The following is a 22,151-nucleotide window of genomic DNA, read 5'->3' as shown; positions in this document are numbered from 1 at the left end:
ATTATTTCCTCAAGTAAGCAATTAAACCCGCCTTTTCGACTCGGCCTTCATCAATCGAAGCAAGAACTTCAGAATAAGTGAGGTTCTGTTTTTCTTCATTTACCAGCGTTTTAGCTATGCACAATTGGTATACCAATTTCTCTGCATCCGGTGAGGATTCCGGCATAGACTGATAGCGAACAGCATTAATAACTGTGGTTTCAAATCCCCATAGCTGTAGGATAAAAGCACCAACCAAGTCAGTTGAAAGCAATGAATTATTCGCCTCCTTCACCAAGCATCCTAAATTGTGCAAAAGACCACAAAAATATGCTCGCTCTATATCGTCTCCAACCTGACCCGCTAAAATTGCTAATTCACGGACTTTTTCGGCAACGCTGATTGCCGTGTTAAAAAACTTTTCAGCTTCATTCTGATTAACAACTGAATTAAAGAGACCAGTAACCAAGAGCATTTTTTTAATCAGATCATGGCCCAAACGCACAATGACATCTTTGGCGTCATAAACCGGCTGCGAAAAACCAAAGAAAGAGGAGTTTGCTAACTGAATAACTTTCGTTAAAACAGCAACATCGCTACTGATTAGTTTTGCAATATGATCGTTATCCGGCTGTTCCACCGCATCTAAGTAAGATACGAGTTGCTGGTATACTCTCGGCAATACCGGAAGAGTTTGTAAGCCACCAAGTTCTGAGCGGGTATTTGCATCCAGACTGAAACTGCGCAAGCAAACCGCACTTTTGAGCGCAGACAGCAACTCATCGAGTTCAAAAGGTTTAGGTAAAAGAAGATGCGCTGAACGCAGTGACACAAGGGCAGAATCCTGACTGGTATCGCCGGTTAAAATAACCCGTACGCTATCAGGCCAGATCTCTTTCGCCTGTAGCAAAAAATCCTCCCCAGACATCTCTGACATTTTTTTATCAGACACAATCACCCAAGGCTTTAGCTCAGTTAATTCAGATAAAGCCTGGACAGGAGAAGAGAAAAAAAACAGCTCCCATTCTTTGCAATGCAATCGCAACGCACGCTTTAACGAACGTAAAACTTGCGTTTCATCATCAACAAACAAGACTCGCCCTTTGTCCATAAAGCCATCCATTCTTTATCCTGCCTCCATTGCGGAATAACGACAGCCTATCAAGGGCTGCTTAAGCAGTAAATTCCTAAATTTATCGGCCGATACAGGAGGACTGTAGTAAAATCCTTGGACTTCATCGCAATCGATCTCTTTTAAAATATCCAACTGACATTTAGTCTCTACACCTTCAGCAACAACAGTGAGTCCTAAGTCATGAGCCATTCCCACCATGTTTTTTACTAGTCGAAAAACCTCCTCCCTAATTGATAATTCTTTAATAAAGGAACGATCAATTTTGAGAGTATCGACCGGTAATTTCGTCAGATAATTAAGCGATGAATAACCTGTACCAAAGTCATCAATTGAGATTTTCACTCCTAATTCTCTGATCTCATTCAGCATTTCGATGCTATGCTCAATATCCTGCATCAAGAATGTCTCTGTGACTTCAAGTTCTATCTGTGAAGGATCCAGCTCATTGTGGGAGATAATCTGGGCTACCTTGTGCGGTAAACAGTCCTCCATTAACTGTCGACCCGATAAATTAATTGCAACAGAGAATGGCGGAAGACCCTCTAAAGCCCAGAATCGGCTTTGAGAGCTAGCGGTACTCAACACCCATTCACCAATAGGTTCAATTAACCCACTCACTTCCGCCATGGGGATAAACTGGGCTGGAGAAACAAACCCTAGCTGTTCATGCTTCCAACGCAATAATGCTTCAGCTCCAAGAATAGAACCGTCTACCAGAGAGACTTTAGGCTGGTAGACCACTGAGAATTCATCTCTTTCCAACGCCCTGAAAAGATCACTTTGAAGCTTGATTAAATCCTCAGAGTCCCGACTAATGGCTGGCGAAAACCTTTTTGGCTCATTGCCACCTTTTTGCTTCCCCTGCAACATAGCCTTCATACTATTTCGGATCAGCGCGTCAGCATCATCACTATCTTCCGGCGCAAGCACGAAACCGACTTTAAAAGCCAAATGTATCTCACGCTGACCAAATGCAATCAGTTGATTAAAAGGTTCCATAATCTGCCTGATATGATCCTGAGCGCTTTCTTCGCTCGTTACCCCCGGAACAAGCATCGCAAACTCAGGGCCATTCATCTGCGCCAACAAAACATCGGATTGTGTGTTACTAACTAATATCTGCGCCAAGTGAGCAAGTAGCAGGTCAGCTTCTTTGTAACCAAGATGTTCATTAAAATATTTGAAGCGAGCGATATCTAGATAGAACAATGCAAACTGTTGGCCCGCGGACAGCTGCTCCGTTATCTGTTCTGAGAACTGCTGTTTAGAGATAATTCCCTTCTGCAATAGCGCTTGTTCGCCTGAGCAAACAATCTCCAACTGCCATAAATTGTACGCTTCAGGCACTGCTGAAATATTCACCACCATCCCAGACAAAGGTTCTGTATATTCATACTTCACGGGATCGGATAAGCAAATTCGCCCAAGTACCTTTTCATCGATACCTGCGACAATACTACTTACCTGACTACCGATGAGTGATTGATGAACATTAGTTTCGCTGCTTGCTATGAATCCGAACTGATCAATATTAATTGATAATTTATCACCCTGGTTATCTTGCTTCCTGAAGGGAGAGTGGCTTTTCTTTAATTCCTCATAAGCATTCTTTACTTCAGTTACTAGCTCAATTTCATCCCATGGCTTTTCCAGAAAACGATGCACCGCCCCACTATTAAGTGAAAATATTAACGATTGCATATCTGCAAGACCACTGAGCACGATACCAAGAACCTTAGGGTTTCTTTTTTTTGCCTCAATGAGTAATTCAGCACCTGTCATTTCAGGCATTCGAAAGTCAGTGATAATGAGAGGGAATTGCCTATCACCCATTAAATCCAATGCCTCTTTAGCACCCAAAGCAGCATAGACAGAATAACCTTCACGGCGGAATATTCGTTTTAAGGCCCTTAAAATGGAAGGATCATCATCTACGATTAGAATAGGCATTGTATTCATGGTTTCCCCCTGCAACTCAGCCCGCTATTGAACTTTGTTGCGGACTATCAAGAAGTAATTCAACCGCACTTAGAAGCTCAGAATTCGAAAATGGCTTCTGCAAGTAAGCATCTGCACCGCACTCTATAGCCTTTTCCAATGCAGGCTTGTCCAATGCAGAAATAACCAGAATTTTAGTTTGGCTAACCACAGGTGCTTCGCGGACAAAACGAATCACATCGTAACCATCCAATCCCGGCATACTCAAATCCAGGGTCATCAGGCCTGGACGCTCTTTCATCAAATGGCTCCCGGCTTTGAAACCATCATGGGCAAGTAAAGTCGAATAACCGGCCCCTTTTAAAACTCGCTTAATGGCCTTAGCCACTTGCACTTCATCATCCACAATTAAGATACTGTTATTAGATGCATGTGTTTTTAGCTCTTCAGGAAAAGGGATATCGTAACGACGAAGAAAGTTAATAAAATCTTCCTCTTTTACCCTGTTATTGCCCCTTCCTGGTAGCTTGAAACCTTTCAGCTCACCCTTCTCTATCCAACGTATGACCGTCCTGAGGTTTACATCACAATATTTAGCTATTTCGCCTGTTGTAAAAGTCTTCATTCGTAACGGCCTTATAAGACAGTAAAAATTCATTATGAATCAAAATATATACACAAATGTCCTTTTTGTCACGAAAATTTAAATGACATTTGCGACATTTGAATATCTTATGTAGACTCAATCTTATAATTTTAAAATGGAGAAGCCATTATGACAGCCATGAATATCCCAGCAGAACAATGTCATAAAGGTGAGAATCCACAAGCACTGGAGCTTAAAATTCTTTGTGTAGACGATGAAAAAAACGTCCTTAAATCACTGCAGAGACTTTTAAGAATGCCTCATTATGCAGTGAGCACAGCATTAAGTGCCCAGCAAGGTTTTGAGCTTTTAAGAAAGAATCACTTTGATATTGTGATTTGTGATATGCGCATGCCAGAAATAAATGGTGCAGAATTTCTGGGCCAGGTAGCCACGCAGTACCCGAACTCCCACAGAATACTCCTTACTGGCTATTCCGATATTGAATCAACAATCGCTGCAGTCAACCGAGGTCGGATTTCTCGATACATTCAAAAGCCTTGGAATAATGAAGAACTGCTTCATACAGTAAGAGCAGTAGATGAAAGAATTCGCCTCGAAAAGTCCAACAAATTGCTCCAGAAACAAATCGAAAAGCAAAACACTAAACTGAAAGATTTAAATAACAGTCTTGAAAACAAAGTTGCACTGAGAACCCAGCAGGTAACTAGGGCCATGAATAGACTAAAAACGGCCAATCGCGTTATCAGCAGCAACCTCAACTCGACTATCCGCTCTTTTTATAACCTCATCAGTCTTCACCCTCACCTGAGCGGCGAACAGGCCATTAAAATCAGCGAACTATGCGCTCTGTTTCACCCTTATATCAATCAACAATCGATCACCTGTAAAGAGCTGAAGCTATCAGGCCTTTTATCCCAACTAGGCCTACTTAGCGCCCCTGAGTCAGTTGTTCAATGCCCTATAAATGAACAATCAGCAGAGCAAAAAAGCATTTACCTCGAATACATATCAAAAACCAGAGCCGCTCTATCACCAGCAACTTCACTGAAGCGTGTTGCTGACAACATACACTACCAATATGTGCCGTTTTCTGAATCAGCGCGCAACAAAGAAGGGGTTCCCACGGGCGCGCAAGCTCTCTCTATTGCCCGCGACTATATCTTCGCCATAGAAGGCCGCCTATACCGAACTAAAATGAGCAGCAATGGAGCCATTGAATATCTGACCAGCCATGCGGGACATCTATATGACCCCCGGCTTATCGCGATTCTACCTCAACTCATCAAAGAACTTGGGCACACACCCATCTCGTCGAATGAACAAATTCTCGGTATAAATCGATTAAAAGCAGGTATGCAACTCTCGCGCGATGTGTTCAATGGCAAGGCGCTATTACTGTTGCCTGAAGGCCATATACTGACAAAAGAATCAATAAAGAGGCTGGCTAATTTTGCGAAAACCGAACACACCCCTCTGGAGCTATTTGTATTCTCAGAAGGTAAAAAATCATGAAAAAGATATTAATTCTAGATGATGAAACCTCGGTACTAAACGCGTTACAGAGGCAGCTCATTCGTAACAACTGGCAAGTAATATCATTCAAGCACCCTGCAACTGCTCTTGATTATGCGAAACATGTCTTTTTCCCAATTGTCATTACTGATTATCGAATGCCGCAAATGAGCGGAGTTGAATTTCTATTGGAATTTCAAAAGCTGCAACCCTACGCTTATAAAATCATGCTGAGCGGACAAGCTGGTGAATATGGCATGACAGAAGCAATTAATCAGGCAAAAATTGACTACTTTATCCATAAACCCTGGGATAACTGTCAGCTTCTTAATCAGATAGATAAGGGGCTCAATCATTACCGCCAAACCATAAAACACTTACTGAAAACCAACAGCAAACGTATGAGCAGAGAAGATTACCTCATTTGGTATGAAAAATTGGTCGAGCAGGCTTGCCCTAGCATCACCAAGGTCAAGAAAAACCCTCTTGGCTGGATCGAAGCTGAAGATTAGAAGGAGCAACAAAATGAAAGGTGTTATTTTTAATGTTCTTGAAGAGATGGTGATTGATCAGTGTGGCATGCAAGCCTGGAATGAAATTCTTGATCAACTCGTAATGGATGGCATCTATACAGCCGGCGAAAGCTACCCTGATAGCGAGCTATTCCGCCTGGTACAGGCCATTTCAGACAAAACAGGTATTGCAACAGAAACACTCGTAGGAGCTTTTGGCGAGTTTCTTTTTGACCGCTTGCAACAACGCTACCCTATGTTTGTTGAATCCGAACCGGATCTTCGATCATTCCTGATGAGTGTCGATGGCGTAATCCATATTGAAGTTAAGAAACTTTTCGACAATCCAAACCTTCCTAGTTTTAGCTACCTGGAGATCTCTGATAAAGAGCTATTGATGCGCTACTCGTCACCACGTAAGTTATGCTTACTCGCTGAGGGACTTATTCGCGGGGCTGCAAAGCACTACCAAGAAAGCATTACCATCAAACACCCTGTATGCATGCATAATAGGGCTGAACACTGTGATTTGATTATCGGGTTTGAATGAGATGGAAGACGACAATAATCCTTATAAATCGGCCTATGAACGTGAGCGCAAGGCTCGCCTAAAAGCTGAACAGCTGCTTGAAGATAAAGCCCGAGAGCTATACAGCAAAAACGTTCGCCTGGAAGAAAGCTATTCTCAATTAAAAAAACAGCAAACCATCATACTGAATAATGAGAAGCTAGCTACTTTAGGCACACTCTCGGCTGGCATTGCCCATGAGATTAATAACCCGCTGGCCTTTGTAAAAAGCAATGTTGAGTCATTGCTACAATATCAAAGCGCATATTCTTCGTTGATCGCTCTTATCAAAGAACTCACCCCGCATTTACCTGAAGAAGATCAGACACGCCTGACTAAGCTCTTTGCTGTAGAGGACCTGGATTATATAGAGGAAGACCTGCCAGAGCTGATGACGGATACAATGGACGGATTAAGCCGAGTCAAGGATATTATTCAGAATTTACGAAGTTTCTCCCGCACCCAGTCGAGTGATCGCGAATTATCCGACCTGAATGCAGGCATTCAAACAACGCTGAAGTTACTTAATAGCGAACTAAAAAATAGTGTCACTCTTAATCTTGAGTTGAGCCCTCTTCCTGAGATTGAGTGCAACCTTAATGAACTCAATCAGGTTATCCTCAACCTGTTAATCAATGCAAAACACGCCACACATGATGTCACTCACCCGACAATAACGCTAAAAAGTGAATCGGATAGTCAGTATATTCGAATCACCATTAGCGATAATGGCTGTGGTATGAATCAAGAAACTTTAAACGATATATTTGTTCCTTTCTTTACCACAAAACCCGTTGGAAAAGGCACCGGGATGGGACTGGCAATCGCGCACAGTATTATTCAAGACCACAAAGGTGACATTCATGTTGACAGCACCCCAGGTCAAGGGACTACCTTCACTATAAAACTGCCGCTAAACTAATCCATTAAGGATTTAAACACGTAAAAATCGTTCAAACATAATCTCATGGATAGCCCTTATGCTTAGTAACGCCATTATCAATATCACAAATCTACGCCTCAGAACTTATATAGGCTTCAACCCTGAAGAGAAAGAAAAGCAGCAGGATGTCATTATAAATATTGAGATACAGTACCCTGCCAGCCATGGTTTCTCCGAAGATGATGTTGATAAAGCACTGAATTACAAAACCATTACCAAACAAGTCATTAAGCATGTTGAAGAGGGAAAGTTCCTCTTGCTGGAAAAGCTGGTAGCCGATGTACTGGAGATATGTACCCTTCATCCATGGACGGTTTACGCAAAAGTTACCATCGACAAACCCCACGCGCTGCGTTTCGCTGACTCAGTTTCCCTTTCCCTTGAATGGAAGAAAGATTAGCTTCTTACTAATGCATGAAAATTAATCATGCATTCTTTGATTATCTCAACTTGAGAATCTGGGAATCCGTTCTAGGCTTCCCTTATATCCGCCCATCAGGGATGTACACAACTCAGGGAGAGTAGTAATGGATATAAACCAATTCCAGCGTATTATTCGTAGCGTCGTCAATGACGAAAATGCCCTCCTCTGGCTGAACAGCCAAGACCGCCATCAGTTCTGCAAAGACCTTATTGGACAACTAGATGAACATGAAGTGGTGCTGAGCATCATCGAAGAGGTGCTCTACGAATTACTTGAACGCAGGGCGGAAGATAAGTTTGCTAACTACTTTCAGGGAGATGGGGTAACTATTCTGGAAAGTGGCCATAGTATTCCCGCCACCGTAATAGAGCGCAGTCACAGCGAAGATACTCTCGTTGTTCAGCTCGACAAAACCTTTGCAGATGGGCACTTTGAAGAGGACCGTTGCGGTGAAGTGATCGTTTTTCACCGCAGCCATGATCAGGTTTATGTACATACAGAAGGAAGAAAGCTCAGCCGCCTCATTCCTGGCAGGCGTTATGTAGAATATTCAACTGAACATCTGCAAAGCCGGTTTGAACAGTTAAATCATAAAAAAGCAGGTTAGCTATCTTCTTTGAGAATAGGTAAAGGGCAGTTCATAACTGCAGCAATACTGGTGATCATTTCACGCTCAACAACGGTGATCTGATCATCTTGCTCAATACACTTTTTAAGCCCATTTAACATCCGCGGTTTAATCAAAGGGTAGGCTGCTGCCATCTGATTTACAGCCTGCATAAATTCCGGCAGACCGCACTCTTCTATAGGTAACAGTTCGAGGTTGTATAAACCCGCCGCACCTGCGCCCCGATTAAACGCACGCTCTTTCTCGTCACTATCTGTATGGCCGTAATGTGCCAGAAGAGATAAAACAATTCGGTACTCATTACTTAGCTGGGGTATCTCTTTGTATTTCAGGCGACTACTGTTATCTGGTTCAAACTCCCCTGATAGATAGCGATGTACCAGCTGGAACAAACACCACTCAAACAGATCGGTCTGTTTATCTGCTCTGATCAGTTTCATCAAAGTTCTTTTAAAAACCTTATACTGATTGTTCGACATGCTCTTTAAGGCAGGAAGTAACAACTCGATAAGAGGCAATCGAAACCGCTCAGGCAAAGCATCTAATTCTTGCAGAGATTTCCCCACGAGAGATTCAGCACCGCGAACGCCACTTTCAGAAACGATCGCAAGCTGAGCCTCTCTTAACTGCTCGTTTTTACTGACTAACAAACCAAAACAGATCGCTATCGCCCCTAAAGGATCTTTAGCCTGGGTGTAGAGATGTTCAGGTATTGAATCAATTTCAATCCGAATATCGTCAAGGGAATGCGGCTCGCCCTGAAGATCGATCCCCGCACTTACAGCAGCTCCAGTGACAACAACCTCTGCAAAACGATCTTTCTTGTTTTGTTCGATCGATTCGGCATCTTCCTGTTGCTTCCGCCCGCGCGTTTCACTGCCACGATGAAGGTAATTCCCGTCCCAATCCGAATCGATTCGCAAAATGCGATCAACAATACTCGGATGAGTCGCATACCAACCACTCATTTTATGGATTGCCTGGCCAAAAAACATATGACTGATTTCACTTCGATGCTGATTGTTAATCTCCGTTCCAGCACTAAATCCGCCAATAAGTTTAAGCGCGTTGCCAATACCATCGGGGTTACGGGTGAATTGAACAGCACTGGAATCTGCCAGGAACTCTCTCTGTCTGCTTACAGCTGCTTTGATCAGATTGCCAAAGAATGTTCCAAGCCAGCCAATCACAACCAACGCTATGCCTAATGCCGCGACCCGACCATCCGAACGACGATTACCGCCACTTCTGGCCAGAATTTCACCCACCAAACCTATAAATACAATCCCATGGAGCAACGCTATAAGGCGTAAATTTAAACGCATATCTCCGTTTAAGATATGGCTGAATTCGTGAGCGACCACCCCTTGTAGCTCATCTCTTTTGAAATGAGTAATGCATCCCTTGGTCACCCCGATAACCGCATCGGTAGGCGAGTTACCAGCAGCAAATGCATTGATACCAGGCTCATGCTCTAAGAGGTAAACCGGCGGCACAGGCATACCCGATGCCAAGGCCATCTCCTCGACTACATTCAAGACCTGTCGCTGATCGGGATCTTCCGTATTGGTTTGGATGCGAACCCCACCCAACGCTTCTGCAACAGCTTTGCCCCCAGAAGAGAGCTGAAACCATTTATAGGTGATGGCACAAAATACCGCCCCCCCTACTCCAAGGCTGATTAACCCGAACGTATGCCAACTAAATAACCGGGAAATACTATCAGGATCTGTTTGAGCAATAACGCTCAATCCTTGCTGCATAGTCTCATCATTAGTCATAAACCAAACGGTAAGACCAATAAGCAAGTTGGTGATAAAAATTAAACTCAGAACGGCTGCGACAAATAGAACCACCAGCCATCCGGTATTCTTCCTTGCCTTATCCTGCTGGGAGAAGAAATCCATCTAAGCGACGCCTACTGCAATCAGAAATCTACTTTTGGCGCAGCCTGAATCTGAGCACTATCTTCAAACTCAAGCAAACGTGCATTAGTCGGGTGGCCAAACATGCCTGCGAAGAAAACTGGCGGGAACGTCTGTCGGTAAGTGTTGTATTCAGTGACCGCATCATTAAAGGCCTGACGGGAAAATGCGACTCTATTTTCCGTAGTGGTTAACTCCTCTGAAAGCTGCATCATATTTTCATTTGCTTTCAGATCAGGATAGTCCTCCATCACGATATTCATCTTACCCAAAGCGCTCTGTAATGCATTTTCAGCGCCTGACAACTGCTTTAAAGCATCATCACTCACCGTCGCCGCTGCGCCCTTCAGCAAAGCCGCAGCTTCATTACGTGCACTAATGACCGCCTCCAGCGTTTCCTTTTCATGCTGCATGTAACCTTTAGCGACCTCAACCAGATTAGGGATAAGGTCATAACGACGTTTAAGCTGCACCTCGATTTGCGAGAAACCATTTTCATAGCGGTTTTTCAACTTGACCAGGGTGTTGTATATGCTGACTACATAAAAAACAGCGCCTACTACGACAACCAGAAAGATAATCGATCCAACGTCCATCATTAGCTCCTTTGACGGTTACGAATACAGTAAAACCACAGGTTAAACCGACTATAGTTCAGATAGAAAAAGGATGGAACAGCCCCTCGAAACTAATAAGGTCGCTGTCTCACTTTTAATAACCTAGCGCTTTACCTAGATCATCAAGAAGCGCAATAGCTGATATTTCCTGACAACCGCTACGATCAGTTCCCGACCAAAGGGGTGAGAAATCACCTAAGCCTTTGCTCTCAGCGGCCTGGCGCAAAGCGACAAGGTCCGGAGTTGCGTAGGGGAACGCCGGCGCTTTTGGATTAAGATCACCTAGAGATTGCATCAAACGGTTTCGGATACCACGTGCTGGGCGACCCGAAAACAGATTAGTCATCGCTGTGGAGGATTGCGACGTTTTAAGCGCCTGACGATGAACTGCGCTGGTTTTCGACTCATCACAGAGCAAAAAGATTGTGCCCAGCTGAACGGCCTCAGCCCCCATATCAAGCGCACGTTTTATTCCAGCCGCATTGGAAATTCCCCCCGCAGCTATGACTGGAACGGAGAGTTGCTTCGTACAGCATTCAAGAAGTTCAAAGGTTGGTGTCTGCGTGCCCAGATCTTCACTCACAAACATACCGCGGTGCCCACCCGCTTCGACACCTTGAGCAATCACAGCATCCACTCCCTGCGCTTCCAACCATAGCGCCTCTTCGAGGGTAGTTGCAGAAGAAATAATGATACTCCCCCAGGCTTTAACACGATTTAGCAATGTCATCTCTGGCAGTCCAAAGTGAAAACTCATAACGGGCGGGCGATAGGGCTCAATACGATCGGCCATCTCATGACTGAATGGCAATCTTAAAGCCGATTTATTGGGGGTGGGATCTATAGCTAACTCGGCATAAAAACCTGCTAAACATTGACGCCACTCAGCCAATGCCTGTTCCGTTACTGAAGGCATCTGGTGACAAAAGAAATTGAGGTTATATGGACTGTCAGATTTTTGCCTAAATTGCTCTAATTCCGCTGCTGCCTGATCTGGACTTAACATACCACAAGGAATGGAACCTAAAGCCCCTGCCTTTGAAACAGCTTCAGCAAGCTCAAAGTTTTGCGAACCCGCCATCGGAGCCTGAATGATCGGCAGTTCCAAGCCCAGCCTATCCATTAAACTCACAGCAATACCCTCTATCGATCATTTGAAGAGAAAAGCTTAGGCAAAACTGATTACTATCACTAATGATTTATTAAGAACAGTGGATTCTCTCTGATCGATACTTCTGGAATCTACACATAAGCATCAAAGCAATGAACAATAAGAGGGGCAGGCTAACATCTATTCACATTCAGCACGCAGAATGTTCTTTACACATGAATCAAATCCTCAGTTAACCAAGTCGGTTTTTGTACGATTAATTAAAAAATCCTTTGCTGTCAGGGAACTATTCGCAGAATTTATACTCATTACGAAGTACAAATAACCGCGGAGATTTAAGTATGGCCACATTCCTATATGTCATGGACCCAATGTGTAGTTGGTGCTGGGCATTTACACCGGCCATTAAAGCACTGAAGTCTCGCTATCCAGAGTATTCGTGGCAATACATTATGGGTGGCTTAGCACCCGATTCAGATCAGCCTATGCCTGCTGAAATGCAAGACAAGATCTCTTCGATCTGGAAACATATTGAAACTAAAACCGGGACTGACTTTAACCATGACTTTTGGGCTCACAACACTCCCAGAAGAAGTACTTACCCAGCATGCAGGGCAGTTATCAGTGCTGAAATTCTAAGAAACGGCGCAAGTGAAGATATGGCTCGGGACATCCAAAAAGCATATTACCTTGACGCCCAAAATCCCTCTGACATTTCAACGCTAACCTGTGCAGCTGAAAGGCTTGGGTTTGATAAAACTGACTTTGAAACTCAGCTCAATAGCGATTCCACTCAACAAGAACTAGAAAAGCACCTGTTTTACAGTCAGCAACTTGGCGCACAGGGGTTCCCATCGCTGTTCATATTGCATGAGGAGAAGATACGGGCAATTAGCTACGGTTATTGCACAAGTGAAGAAATTTTATTGCGGGCAGATCAAGCTATCGGGAAGGAATAAGGCGAGGCAACTGAGTGCCTCGCCTGAAGGTGATTAGTCACGAACGACAGAAACATCTTCTGCCTGAAGACCTTTATCACTCTCACGTACATAAAAGCGTACTTTCTGACCTTCGGCCAGAGAACGGTGACCACGGCCTCGGATATTACGAAAATGCACAAATACATCATCGTCTTCACCGCGGGTAATAAAGCCAAAGCCTTTAGACACATTAAACCACTTCACGGTGCCCTGTTCGCGATCGTCATTTTCATCAACGTACTCCTCAACCGTTCCATTAGAAACTGTTGAAGAATCAGCCGAAGAACTTCCGCCCATTGCAGCAATAGAAGATGCAGCAAAAGTTACAACAAACACAATGGCTAGCGCCACGATATTAGATAACTCAATCTCAACACTTGCTACCGAACTTAACAGAACAGGCACTAAAACAGCCGCGATAGCACTCACAATCAGACTACGAATCAACTGATTAACCCTCATTTATTTATTGTCATTTATCACATTTATAAGCACTTGTTATGGCAGGACTAAACAAAAACCCTACCAAGCAGAGAGATATATCGAATTTCATGATTTTTTTCAATAGCTTATAAAACCAATACTGTTCAACATCACTCTATTTCCAGATTTTCCACTCTATATGCAAAGCAATGAAGCCCGTAATGCAGATGCGAAAAGGAGAATATTCTGCATATACAGCGGAACCTCCCATCATACCTCGAAACCCACGCATGACCTAAATAATTCAACAGTTCCACTAAAAAAATCGCCCCTCCTGCTTCGCTCTGCAACGCACAAAAAACGCTGATTAACAAAGGACTTAACAAACAAAATCGTAATGACCGGCACGTTCGTTTAATATCCCGCTCTGATAAACTATGCTAATCCTTAGTCCGACGCTGTATGGAATAAATGAATGAATCAACAAGAGCGTATTGATGAACTTGAATCACGTGTTGCCTTTCAAGAGGACACGCTGGATAAGTTAAATGAAATAGTATCGCGGCAAGAGATCGAAATTGAGCGATTAACCCGAATGATCAAAGTCATCAATCAACAAGTTAAGAATATCAACCTGGATCAGGGCCCAGGCAATCCAGAAGACGAGCCTCCACCGCCTCATTACTAAGCGATCGACAGGAATAAAAATGACTTTAACGCAGCGGATAGTACATAGCCTCGGGCAAGCATTTATTAAACTGGTTACCCGACCTCAGTTGGTCAATCCGCAACTTCTACTCCCGCAGCGCCAACCGGGAACCAAAGTTTATTATGTTCTGGAAACAGACCGGCTGAGCCATCAACTATTGCTGCGTAACATCCTTAACAAGCAACAACGCCAGCTTGATGAGGCGCAGGTACTTTTCGCCGATTCAGAAGGGCGGGCTCCACTTAGGGAGACCCTACTCGAACTCATCGATACCCAAAAAAGCAATCCTGAACTGAATACACTCATTATTCCGGTTGCCATTTTTCATGGACGCCTCCCTCACAGAGAAAAGTCATTACTTAATCTTCTTTACGCTGAAACCTGGCATAAAGCCGGGCCTGTAGGTAGTTTCTTCCAGCTACTAGTCAATGGCAGACAAACCCTACTTAGAGTTGATGAGCCGCTTCAGTTGAGCCAACTGATAGACAAAGAAGATTCAACCGACGCAGTCTCTCGTAAAACCGCCCGAGTACTTCGTACACACTTTAGTATCGTACGTAAATCCATCATCGGACCGGATCTATCGCACAGAAGAACCCTGATTTCTTTAGTACTCAACCATCCAGAAGTTCAGAGCGCCATTGATCAGCAAGCAGCTGAGCACGGCACGAGTCGGCATAAGATCGAACGCCACTGCATCAAGACACTGGATAAAATTGCTGCGAACTTCAGTCCAACGACTGCGCGTATCCTTGACCCAATACTGAACTGGCTATGGCATCGCTTATACCGCAAAGTGCGTATCCATAATATTGAGACCGTCCAAGAGATCGCTAAGACACACCATCTCATTTATCTGCCTTGTCATCGTAGTCATATGGATTACCTGCTTCTTTCGTGGGCACTCTATCGACATGGCTTAATGATTCCTCACGTTGCTGCAGGAGAGAACCTGAACATTCCAGTTATAGGTAGCATTCTGAAGCGCGGCGGAGCCATTTTCATGCGCCGCAAGTTTCATGGTGATCCTTTATATGCCTGCTTATACAAGATTTATCTGGAACAGATGAGCCATCGAGGCCACTCCCTCGAGTACTTTATTGAAGGGGGAAGAAGCCGCACAGGACGTTTGCTGCCTGCTAAAACAGGCTTACTCTCAATGACTATTGAGTCCTCCAGAGAGGGAAGCCCAAAGCCCGTAGCACTGATCCCTATCTGGATAGGCTATGATCGTTTGGTGGAAAGCAAAAGCTACCAACAGGAACTTGCCGGTAGTAAAAAAACCAAAGAATCATTCCTCAATTTCTTCTCAAACTTTCGGATTCTGAAAGAGAAGTTCGGGGATACTTATCTAAGTTTTGGCACACCGATCAAACTGGAGCAACACTTACACCCCGAACTCCCGCTACAGGATGATGTAAACCAAGTTGCAAGCAAGGTAATGAGCGAAATTAATCAGGCTTCTGCGGTTCCCTCAAGCAGCTTGATTGCGACCTGTTTACTGGGTGGCAGCACGCTGCAGTCTGTCGCTGAACTTTCGGATAAAGCGAACCGACTGCATCAGTTAATAAAACAAACACACCCTGAGACAGGCCTACTCCCTGAGAGCAAGGCTTCTGAATGGATCAATGATGCTCAGCAAATGGGCCAGCTTTCACTCAATCTTAACCTCGTTGAGCTTAGTCAGGCTCAGGCTCAGGAGATGAGTTTCTACCGAAATAATATCCATCATCTGCTCATCCTTTCCGGGCTTTATTTATTACTTGCCCACAGACTGGAAAACCCTAAAACTCAGGTTATTAATCGCATCATCAGATCCCTCTACCCGTTCATACAAGCAGAGCTTTTTTTACCGCACAAAGTGGACGAACTGACAGATCATCTTCGCCATATTCGAAATATCCTTGTAGAACAGAACTTGCTCGAAGAAAGTTCAACTCAGAGCTGGGAAATTACCGCGAACCCACTTGTTAATACGTTGATTCTAACCATTGAACCTATTCTTCTGCGCTATTACATCGTGCTCAAAGTATTAGCACGATACGAGCAGATCAGCAGCGACGATCTGATCCATACCAGCCAGAGTATTGCAGAACGGATTCATAAAGAGTTTGGCTACAGCACCCCTGACTACAAAGATGAACGCATACTGCGCGCATTTGCAAAACAACTGCTGGAGCTTAACTTTGCGAAGAAAGAAGACGATAGACTGATGCGCAACTTTGATCACGACAGCTTATTCAGACAAGCTTCGCAGATTCTGCGCCCACACATGATTTCTTTAGTGGACAAGCAGTTACATCACTAGCCTTGTAATTTTTTTAATGGGTAGATGTCATAGCGGCTCGACTTTCCTTCGAATTGCAGACTCGGTTTGCGATCCGCAAGAAAAGGCGCTTTACGCGGCCGCTTAACCACAACACGGTTTTCCGCTATGGATAACGCCGAATCTAACAAAAGATCGGCATCCAGATCATCGCCTACCACTGGACGAAATGTGCGCATCTCCTTTTTGACGAGCGCACTCTTATCGTTATGTGGAAACATCGGATCCAGGTACACCACCTGATAGCGTACACCCTGCTGAGCCTGTTCCTGCATCCATTCGATACTATTCGCATTGATCAGTTGCATTCGGGCAATAATATCAGCCACCTCAGATTGCTCAGCCCGTTGCAAACCATTTTCTAGCAAGGCGTGAACTATAGGCGAGCGCTCCAATAGAGTGACATCACAGCCAAGCGTTGCCAGAACAAAGGCATCTTTACCGAGACCAGCAGTAGCATCGAGTATTTGTGGTGTAACCCCACCCTTGATACCCACAGCCTTAGCAATCATCTGCCCTTTACCACCACCAAACTGGCGACGATGAGCGACCGAACCTGTAACAAAATCCGCATAAGTGGGGCCTGGCGCTTTTTTTCCGGTAGGCTGCAGGCAAACACCGCCATCAGAAACTTCAAGCCACAATTCTGGCTCATCACACTGATAATCATCGGCGAAAGGCAAAGAGAGCCGCTTAGCAAGTTCCCTCGCAGGAACAATGGAGGATTCATCCATCGCTTTTATTACCACAGCATCTTTCACAGCAGGATTACCAGTATTACTCATAGAAAACCATTATTGGGTTGAGAACCAGAGTCCCAATAGGAAAACACCCAGAATTAAGCGATAGACAACAAACGGCTGCATACCAATACGATCCAGCCACTTAAGAAAGAAATGAATACAGCTAAACGCACTAACACCCGCTATCAGTGTTCCCAATGCGACCATACCCCATGGAGCACTATCGCCAAGGGCGATCAAATCCAGCGTTTTTATCAGCCCGGCTCCCAATATGACGGGGACAGATAAGAGAAAAGAAAACCTGGCTGCCGAATGTCGATCCATACCAAGCATCAATGCAGTTGAAATAGTGATACCACTACGAGAGGTGCCAGGCACCAATGCAACCGCTTGAGCAGCACCAATCATAAGTGCATCTTTTAACCGTATAGTATCCAATGTTCTGGACTCTGTACGAAACAGATCAGCCCAACACAACACAGCACCGAATATGAGGGTGGTTCCCGCGATAACTAAAATCGAACGTAGATGGTTATCAATCAGTTCATTCAGTAATAAGCCGGTTATTAGGGCCGGTACCGTTGCTGCAATAACAAACCAAGCCAAACGCGAGTTTGAGGAATGCTTGCCTGACAAACTTCCAAGCCAAGCGATAAACATCTGTAACAGATCGTTGCGAAAGTAGATAACAACAGCGAGCAGAGTTCCAACATGAACACCTACATCAAAAGCCAGCCCCTGATCTGGCCAGCCAAATAGCTGCGAAGGCAGAATCAGATGCGCAGAACTGCTGATAGGTAGAAATTCTGTCAATCCTGAAGTAAGGCCAGAATAATGACCTGTAATAATTCCATTTATTGTTGATCCTTTTTTTTCCAGGCTACTTCATCTCTAAGATAAACAGGTAACGCATCGGCGGCTGCTACGGTTTTGCTTTGCCACTCAGGCAAAGCTATTTTCAGCATACATGACGCCGATGGATAATATGTTTCAGCACTTACATTGATTTTCGCTTGCGTGTCTTCACTCATAGAATCCACATAGCGCCAACCACTGCCGACTGCCAGGTAAGCACCTTCACTAAGTTGCAAATCAGATGGCGCTGAAACTTGTTCAGTCAGTACGGTTTGTGGGCAACCCTGCTCTATCACATAACTAGCCACATAGATTTCATCCATGCGCGCATCTAAGGCAGCTACGACTTTAACCGCTCCCTCTTTCTCATAAGCTGCAAGCGCCAGAGATTCCAGAGTTGATACAGGAATGACAGGCAGGTCGGCTGCATAGGCAAGCCCCTGGGTTACACCCGTGGCAATACGAATTCCCGCAAAAGAACCCGGCCCTCGACCGAACGCCAATGCATCCAAGTCAGAAACCGCTACACCATGTTTGTTTAACATAGCCTCGACCATCGGCAGTAACTGCTGGGTATGCTGGCGGGGAATAATTCGAAAATCCTCGCGGATGTCGCCATCCAGGTACAGTGCTACTGAACAGGCATCGGTGGAGGTATCTAACGCGAGGATTTTAGTCATTATTCAAAGTCACTATCTATTCTTGAAGCCATTCGGCTTATTTCAGGGTGCGAATTCTACCTGTCAGGCATTTGCAATGCACCTATAACAAATCATCACCCCAACATGGCAGAAGCGTCTGCTTAATATCCAGCTGGTTTAAAATACGCGCCACAACAAAATCGATCATATCTTCAATCGACTGCGGACGATTATAAAAACCGGGGCTAGCTGGAATCACCACCGCTCCCATACGCGTCAACTTCAACATATGCTCAAGGTGAATCTCTGAATAAGGCGCTTCTCTGGGCACCAGAATGAGCTGTCTACGCTCTTTAAGTGCCACATCCGCGGCCCTTTCTATCAGGTTATTACTTGCTCCTGTTGCAATCGCTGAAAGCGAACCTGTACTACATGGACATACCACCATTTTGCTAGGCGCACCTGATCCAGAAGCTACCGGAGCCATCCACTGCTCTTTACCAAAGACTTTCAATTGTCCTTCATCAGCAGCGTACAATTTAGCCAGATAGGCTTCTTGCTCAGATGGAGTACCCGGCATTTTCAGATCGGTTTCAGTATTAATAACGATCTGTGCAGCCCGAGATATCATGACAAAAACCTGAACACCTTCAGACAGCAAACACTGCAATAAGCGCAGCCCGTACTGAGCGCCCGAAGCGCCCGTTATCGCCAAACTAATTCTTTCTTGCACGATTCTTACAATCTCTATGTCGAAACAATGTAAATAATTATTGCTTTGCCCGAAGCGCATCAAGCAGTCGATGGTGAATACCTTCGAAGCCACCATTGCTCATTATCACTACATGGGCACCCGGCGTTATCTGATCAACCAGATCCGATATAAGTACCTCTGTATCAGAATAGACGACAGCCGGTACCTGACCTTGCTCAACAACCTTATCCAATGACCAGTTCAAGCCTTGTGGTTGATACCAGAACACCTGATCTGCCTGATTGACAGAATCGGCGAGCATACCCTGATGAGTACCCAGGCGCATGGTATTAGAGCGCGGTTCTATAACCGCGACAACCTTGGCCTCACCAACCTGAGCCCTAATCCCTTCCAGCGTGGTTTCAATCGCGGTTGGGTGATGAGCAAAATCATCATAAACCTTGATACCATCGACCTCCCCCAACAGCTCCATTCGCCGTTTAACACCACCAAACTCATTAAGGGCTTCGATGGCATGAACCGGTTGAACTCCAACATTGCGCGCCGCAGCGATGGCAATTAATCCATTATTTACACTGTGCTTACCGGTCATTGACCAATTAACCACACCCTGCACCGCCCCCTGATGCAGAACTTCGAAGCAACGACCATCTTCGCTCAAAAGCCGAGCCTGCCACTCACAGTCATCGTTTTGCAATGACGTTCTCACAACCGGGCTCCAGGCCCCCATCTCCAGCACCTCATCCAGTGCACTCTCCCCCTGAGGCAAAATAATCTGCCCATTGCCTGGAACGATGCGCACAACATGATGAAATTGCCTTTGAATAGCAGCCAGATCCGGGAAAATATCTGCATGATCATATTCAAGGTTATTCATTACGAGCGTTCGGGGATGATAGTGCACAAACTTAGAACGTTTATCGAAGAAAGCCGTGTCATACTCATCAGCCTCGATAACAAAGAAAGGGGATTCACCGACCCGCGCTGATATACCAAAATTCAGCGGCACGCCTCCGATTAGAAACCCTGGCTGCATCCCCGCATGTTCCAGAATCCAGGCCAACATAGTCGAGGTTGTGGTTTTGCCATGTGTCCCTGAGACCGCAAGTACCCATTTATCTTGCAGCAGGTATTCAGAGAGCCATTGAGGACCTGAGGTATATTTCAAACCTTTGTCCAGCACATATTCAACTGCAGGATTACCTCGGGACATAGCGTTACCGATCACGACTAAGTCAGGCTCAGGATTAAACTGTTCAGGCCCATAACCCTGAATCAACTCGATCCCCTGCTCTTCTAACTGCGTACTCATCGGGGGATAAACATTCTTATCCGAACCCGTCACTTTATGACCCAATTGCTTAGCTAAAATAGCCAGGGAACCCATGAAGGTTCCGCAGATCCCTAATATATGAATATGCACTAATAAACTCCTTACTTTATCCGACCATCTTACCAGTTTTTATAAGGCCTTGAGGAGGAATTAACCATTTCCATTCTCGATACGACTTAGTGACTGTTTTTTGCACTTTAACCAATGCATTTCATATAAGTTTCACGTAAAATTCACGACCAAATTCCAACCACTCTAATCAGAGAGAAAATACTAGAATGCTTCTGCTGAGCCAGTTCCTGAAACAACAGGATACCGAAGACACACTCGTCGATTTAATTGGCACTTTAATGCTTGCCTGTAAAGAAGTTGCAATCCAACTTCGTGAAGGCGAATTAGCTGGAGTTTTAGGGTCAACTGACAACACCAATGTCCAGGGCGAAACCCAGAAAAAAATGGATGTCATCGCCAACGACCTTTTGAAGAAGTTCCTACTGGATAACCCTCTGGTTGCTGGCCTTGCATCTGAAGAGGAAGATCATCCTGTAGGTGGCAATCCTGAAGGGAAATACCTGGTAATTTTTGACCCGCTGGACGGCTCATCCAACATTGATATCAATGTTTCCGTCGGCACTATTTTCTCTATTCTTGAACTCCCGGAAGGCATGGACCCAAGCCAGGATGAAGCTTACCTTCAGTGCGGTCGTAAACAAGTTGCAGCTGGATATGTTCTTTATGGCCAGTCCTCTGTACTGGCTCTGACAACAGGGCACGGTGTGAACTTCTTCACTCTGGCTCACACGGGTGACTTTATCCTGACTCGAGAGCAGGTTCAGATTCCAGCGGATACCAAAGAGTTTGCGATCAATATGTCTAACCATCGCTTCTGGGAAGAAGAGATGCGCAACTATGTAGGCGATCTGCTTCAGGGCTCAGAAGGCCCTCGTGGTAAGAACTACAACATGCGCTGGATCGCATCAATGGTAGCTGAAGTTCATCGTGTACTTACGCGTGGCGGCATCTTTACTTACCCATGGGATGGCCGAGACCCAAGCAAGCCAGGCAAGCTTCGCTTGATGTATGAAGGCAACCCAATGAGCATGCTGATTGAGCAAGCGGGCGGCATCTCTAGTACCTGCTACAAGAACATTATGGATCTTGAGCCTCAGCGCATCCACCAACGTAGCGCGGTTGCCCTGGGTTCAAAGAATGAAGTTGAAGCACTTTTAACCTACCATGCCGAGTCAGGTGATGGTCAGGCAGCAAAACTGAATATCTGAGTACACTTCAGCTTTAAGTAGTATTCATTACCGATCAAGTCTGGGACATAATCCCCAGACTTTAGATTTTTATATTTTTAAAAACTGCTTACAGGAAGACAATCATGGGCTTCGCACAAGTACCTGCAGGTTAAAGACCTGCCAAACGATCTGTACGTGATCATTGAAATCCCGGCTGAGAGCTCTCCGGTTAAATACGAAATCGAGAAAGACGAAGACGCGATTTTTGTTGACCGTTTCATGG

At 44.9% G+C, this 22,151-nt stretch carries 22 protein-coding genes and 1 pseudogene; 11 read left to right on the top strand and 12 right to left on the bottom strand.

Annotation, left to right across the window (positions count from 1 at the left end; translation table 11 throughout):
* Position 1: 1 nt before the first annotated feature.
* From MED92_RS14285 to MED92_RS14275, 3 genes are read right to left on the bottom strand one after another with little or no spacing between them, the layout of a single operon-like run.
* Positions 2 to 1,102, bottom strand: a complete 1,101-nt coding sequence (locus MED92_RS14285) for an HDOD domain-containing protein (RefSeq protein WP_007022278.1) — start codon at positions 1,100 to 1,102, stop codon at positions 2 to 4.
* A 3-nt stretch (positions 1,103 to 1,105) separates the two neighbouring features.
* Positions 1,106 to 3,073 (bottom strand): EAL domain-containing response regulator, encoded by a 1,968-nt coding sequence (locus tag MED92_RS14280; protein WP_007022277.1) that lies wholly within the window; start codon positions 3,071 to 3,073, stop codon positions 1,106 to 1,108.
* A gap of 16 nt (positions 3,074 to 3,089) precedes the next feature.
* A complete protein-coding gene (locus tag MED92_RS14275) occupies positions 3,090 to 3,677 on the bottom strand; it encodes a response regulator (protein WP_007022276.1) in 588 nt (195 codons plus the stop codon).
* A 150-nt stretch (positions 3,678 to 3,827) separates the two neighbouring features.
* On the opposite strand from MED92_RS14275, the gene nosR reads away from it, so the two are divergent.
* The 6 genes from nosR to MED92_RS14245 all read left to right on the top strand — a co-directional run bounded on the left by nosR (position 3,828) and on the right by MED92_RS14245 (position 8,228).
* Positions 3,828 to 5,174 carry a response regulator c-di-GMP phosphodiesterase, NosR family gene (gene nosR / locus MED92_RS14270; RefSeq protein ID WP_007022275.1) on the top strand — a complete coding sequence of 449 codons (1,347 nt, stop codon included), beginning with the start codon at positions 3,828 to 3,830 and terminating at the stop codon, positions 5,172 to 5,174.
* Positions 5,171 to 5,686, top strand: a complete 516-nt coding sequence (locus tag MED92_RS14265) for a response regulator (protein WP_007022274.1) — start codon at positions 5,171 to 5,173, stop codon at positions 5,684 to 5,686. Before nosR ends, MED92_RS14265 begins: the two co-directional genes overlap by 4 nt.
* Positions 5,687 to 5,699: 13 nt before the next feature.
* Positions 5,700 to 6,236, top strand: coding sequence for a heme NO-binding domain-containing protein (locus MED92_RS14260; protein WP_007022273.1), 537 nt, complete (start codon positions 5,700 to 5,702; stop codon positions 6,234 to 6,236).
* Between the two features lies 1 nt (position 6,237).
* Complete coding sequence (locus tag MED92_RS14255) at positions 6,238 to 7,176, top strand: sensor histidine kinase (RefSeq protein ID WP_007022272.1); 939 nt, start codon at positions 6,238 to 6,240, stop codon at positions 7,174 to 7,176.
* Positions 7,177 to 7,234: 58 nt separating this feature from the next.
* Complete coding sequence (folX, locus tag MED92_RS14250) at positions 7,235 to 7,597, top strand: dihydroneopterin triphosphate 2'-epimerase (protein ID WP_007022271.1); 363 nt, start codon at positions 7,235 to 7,237, stop codon at positions 7,595 to 7,597.
* A gap of 127 nt (positions 7,598 to 7,724) precedes the next feature.
* Positions 7,725 to 8,228, top strand: a complete 504-nt coding sequence (locus tag MED92_RS14245; RefSeq protein ID WP_007022270.1) for a hypothetical protein — start codon at positions 7,725 to 7,727, stop codon at positions 8,226 to 8,228.
* On the opposite strand, the gene MED92_RS14240 is transcribed toward MED92_RS14245, so the two are convergent.
* The 3 genes from MED92_RS14240 to MED92_RS14230 all read right to left on the bottom strand — a co-directional run bounded on the left by MED92_RS14240 (position 8,225) and on the right by MED92_RS14230 (position 11,914).
* A complete protein-coding gene (locus MED92_RS14240; RefSeq protein WP_007022269.1) occupies positions 8,225 to 10,156 on the bottom strand; it encodes a M48 family metallopeptidase in 1,932 nt (643 codons plus the stop codon). The genes MED92_RS14245 and MED92_RS14240 overlap by 4 nt on opposite strands.
* Before the next feature lie 20 nt (positions 10,157 to 10,176).
* On the bottom strand, positions 10,177 to 10,770 hold the full coding sequence (locus tag MED92_RS14235) for a LemA family protein (RefSeq protein WP_007022268.1): 594 nt from the start codon (positions 10,768 to 10,770) through the stop codon (positions 10,177 to 10,179).
* Between the two features lie 115 nt (positions 10,771 to 10,885).
* Positions 10,886 to 11,914, bottom strand: coding sequence for an NAD(P)H-dependent flavin oxidoreductase (locus tag MED92_RS14230; protein WP_007022267.1), 1,029 nt, complete (start codon positions 11,912 to 11,914; stop codon positions 10,886 to 10,888).
* Between the two features lie 329 nt (positions 11,915 to 12,243).
* Here MED92_RS14230 and MED92_RS14225 point away from each other — a divergent pair, with 329 nt between their 5' ends.
* On the top strand, positions 12,244 to 12,861 hold the full coding sequence (locus MED92_RS14225; protein WP_007022266.1) for a DsbA family protein: 618 nt from the start codon (positions 12,244 to 12,246) through the stop codon (positions 12,859 to 12,861).
* Between the two features lie 33 nt (positions 12,862 to 12,894).
* Here the strand turns inward: MED92_RS14225 and MED92_RS19360 are convergent, their stop codons facing one another.
* Positions 12,895 to 13,344, bottom strand: a complete 450-nt coding sequence (locus MED92_RS19360; protein WP_007022265.1) for a cold-shock protein — start codon at positions 13,342 to 13,344, stop codon at positions 12,895 to 12,897.
* Between the two features lie 436 nt (positions 13,345 to 13,780).
* On the opposite strand from MED92_RS19360, the gene MED92_RS14215 reads away from it, so the two are divergent.
* Together MED92_RS14215 and plsB are read left to right on the top strand one after the other, a co-directional pair.
* Positions 13,781 to 13,993 (top strand): SlyX family protein, encoded by a 213-nt coding sequence (locus MED92_RS14215; RefSeq protein WP_007022264.1) that lies wholly within the window; start codon positions 13,781 to 13,783, stop codon positions 13,991 to 13,993.
* A 19-nt stretch (positions 13,994 to 14,012) separates the two neighbouring features.
* Entirely contained in the window at positions 14,013 to 16,322 is a 2,310-nt protein-coding gene (gene plsB / locus MED92_RS14210) for a glycerol-3-phosphate 1-O-acyltransferase PlsB (protein ID WP_007022263.1), read from the top strand.
* Here the strand turns inward: plsB and MED92_RS14205 are convergent.
* From MED92_RS14205 to mpl, 5 genes are all read right to left on the bottom strand, one after another.
* Positions 16,319 to 17,125 (bottom strand): class I SAM-dependent methyltransferase, encoded by an 807-nt coding sequence (locus MED92_RS14205; protein WP_007022262.1) that lies wholly within the window; start codon positions 17,123 to 17,125, stop codon positions 16,319 to 16,321. The genes plsB and MED92_RS14205 overlap by 4 nt on opposite strands.
* 9 nt (positions 17,126 to 17,134) lie before the next feature.
* Entirely contained in the window at positions 17,135 to 17,896 is a 762-nt protein-coding gene (locus tag MED92_RS14200; RefSeq protein WP_007022261.1) for an undecaprenyl-diphosphate phosphatase, read from the bottom strand.
* Positions 17,897 to 17,937: 41 nt separating this feature from the next.
* Positions 17,938 to 18,618 carry a tRNA (adenosine(37)-N6)-threonylcarbamoyltransferase complex dimerization subunit type 1 TsaB gene (tsaB, locus tag MED92_RS14195; RefSeq protein WP_007022259.1) on the bottom strand — a complete coding sequence of 227 codons (681 nt, stop codon included), beginning with the start codon at positions 18,616 to 18,618 and terminating at the stop codon, positions 17,938 to 17,940.
* An 82-nt stretch (positions 18,619 to 18,700) separates the two neighbouring features.
* Positions 18,701 to 19,315 carry a flavin prenyltransferase UbiX gene (locus MED92_RS14190; protein WP_238321529.1) on the bottom strand — a complete coding sequence of 205 codons (615 nt, stop codon included), beginning with the start codon at positions 19,313 to 19,315 and terminating at the stop codon, positions 18,701 to 18,703.
* Positions 19,316 to 19,349: 34 nt separating this feature from the next.
* On the bottom strand, positions 19,350 to 20,717 hold the full coding sequence (gene mpl, locus MED92_RS14185; protein WP_040663087.1) for a UDP-N-acetylmuramate:L-alanyl-gamma-D-glutamyl-meso-diaminopimelate ligase: 1,368 nt from the start codon (positions 20,715 to 20,717) through the stop codon (positions 19,350 to 19,352).
* Between the two features lie 188 nt (positions 20,718 to 20,905).
* Here mpl and MED92_RS14180 point away from each other — a divergent pair, with 188 nt between their 5' ends.
* Both MED92_RS14180 and MED92_RS19250 read left to right on the top strand, forming a co-directional pair.
* Positions 20,906 to 21,907 carry a class 1 fructose-bisphosphatase gene (locus tag MED92_RS14180; RefSeq protein ID WP_007022256.1) on the top strand — a complete coding sequence of 334 codons (1,002 nt, stop codon included), beginning with the start codon at positions 20,906 to 20,908 and terminating at the stop codon, positions 21,905 to 21,907.
* A gap of 104 nt (positions 21,908 to 22,011) precedes the next feature.
* Positions 22,012 to 22,151: pseudogene (locus MED92_RS19250) on the top strand (inorganic diphosphatase); the annotation flags it as partial.

Source organism: Neptuniibacter caesariensis (assembly GCF_000153345.1).
Classification (GTDB): Bacteria; Pseudomonadota; Gammaproteobacteria; order Pseudomonadales; family Balneatricaceae; genus Neptuniibacter; species Neptuniibacter caesariensis.
The sequence above is the reverse complement of the archived record's forward strand: the minus strand, read 5'-3'. Positions and strand labels throughout refer to the sequence as shown.

Coding starts and splice junctions, on each gene's coding strand:
- MED92_RS14285 (WP_007022278.1), bottom strand. CDS start 1,102: ATGGATGGCTTTATGGACAAAGGGCGAGTCTTGTTTGTTGATGATGAA.
- MED92_RS14280 (WP_007022277.1), bottom strand. CDS start 3,073: ATGAATACAATGCCTATTCTAATCGTAGATGATGATCCTTCCATTTTA.
- MED92_RS14275 (WP_007022276.1), bottom strand. CDS start 3,677: ATGAAGACTTTTACAACAGGCGAAATAGCTAAATATTGTGATGTAAAC.
- nosR (WP_007022275.1), top strand. CDS start 3,828: ATGACAGCCATGAATATCCCAGCAGAACAATGTCATAAAGGTGAGAAT.
- MED92_RS14265 (WP_007022274.1), top strand. CDS start 5,171: ATGAAAAAGATATTAATTCTAGATGATGAAACCTCGGTACTAAACGCG.
- MED92_RS14260 (WP_007022273.1), top strand. CDS start 5,700: ATGAAAGGTGTTATTTTTAATGTTCTTGAAGAGATGGTGATTGATCAG.
- MED92_RS14255 (WP_007022272.1), top strand. CDS start 6,238: ATGGAAGACGACAATAATCCTTATAAATCGGCCTATGAACGTGAGCGC.
- folX (WP_007022271.1), top strand. CDS start 7,235: ATGCTTAGTAACGCCATTATCAATATCACAAATCTACGCCTCAGAACT.
- MED92_RS14245 (WP_007022270.1), top strand. CDS start 7,725: ATGGATATAAACCAATTCCAGCGTATTATTCGTAGCGTCGTCAATGAC.
- MED92_RS14240 (WP_007022269.1), bottom strand. CDS start 10,156: ATGGATTTCTTCTCCCAGCAGGATAAGGCAAGGAAGAATACCGGATGG.
- MED92_RS14235 (WP_007022268.1), bottom strand. CDS start 10,770: ATGGACGTTGGATCGATTATCTTTCTGGTTGTCGTAGTAGGCGCTGTT.
- MED92_RS14230 (WP_007022267.1), bottom strand. CDS start 11,914: ATGGATAGGCTGGGCTTGGAACTGCCGATCATTCAGGCTCCGATGGCG.
- MED92_RS14225 (WP_007022266.1), top strand. CDS start 12,244: ATGGCCACATTCCTATATGTCATGGACCCAATGTGTAGTTGGTGCTGG.
- MED92_RS19360 (WP_007022265.1), bottom strand. CDS start 13,344: ATGAGGGTTAATCAGTTGATTCGTAGTCTGATTGTGAGTGCTATCGCG.
- MED92_RS14215 (WP_007022264.1), top strand. CDS start 13,781: ATGAATCAACAAGAGCGTATTGATGAACTTGAATCACGTGTTGCCTTT.
- plsB (WP_007022263.1), top strand. CDS start 14,013: ATGACTTTAACGCAGCGGATAGTACATAGCCTCGGGCAAGCATTTATT.
- MED92_RS14205 (WP_007022262.1), bottom strand. CDS start 17,125: ATGAGTAATACTGGTAATCCTGCTGTGAAAGATGCTGTGGTAATAAAA.
- tsaB (WP_007022259.1), bottom strand. CDS start 18,618: ATGACTAAAATCCTCGCGTTAGATACCTCCACCGATGCCTGTTCAGTA.
- MED92_RS14180 (WP_007022256.1), top strand. CDS start 20,906: ATGCTTCTGCTGAGCCAGTTCCTGAAACAACAGGATACCGAAGACACA.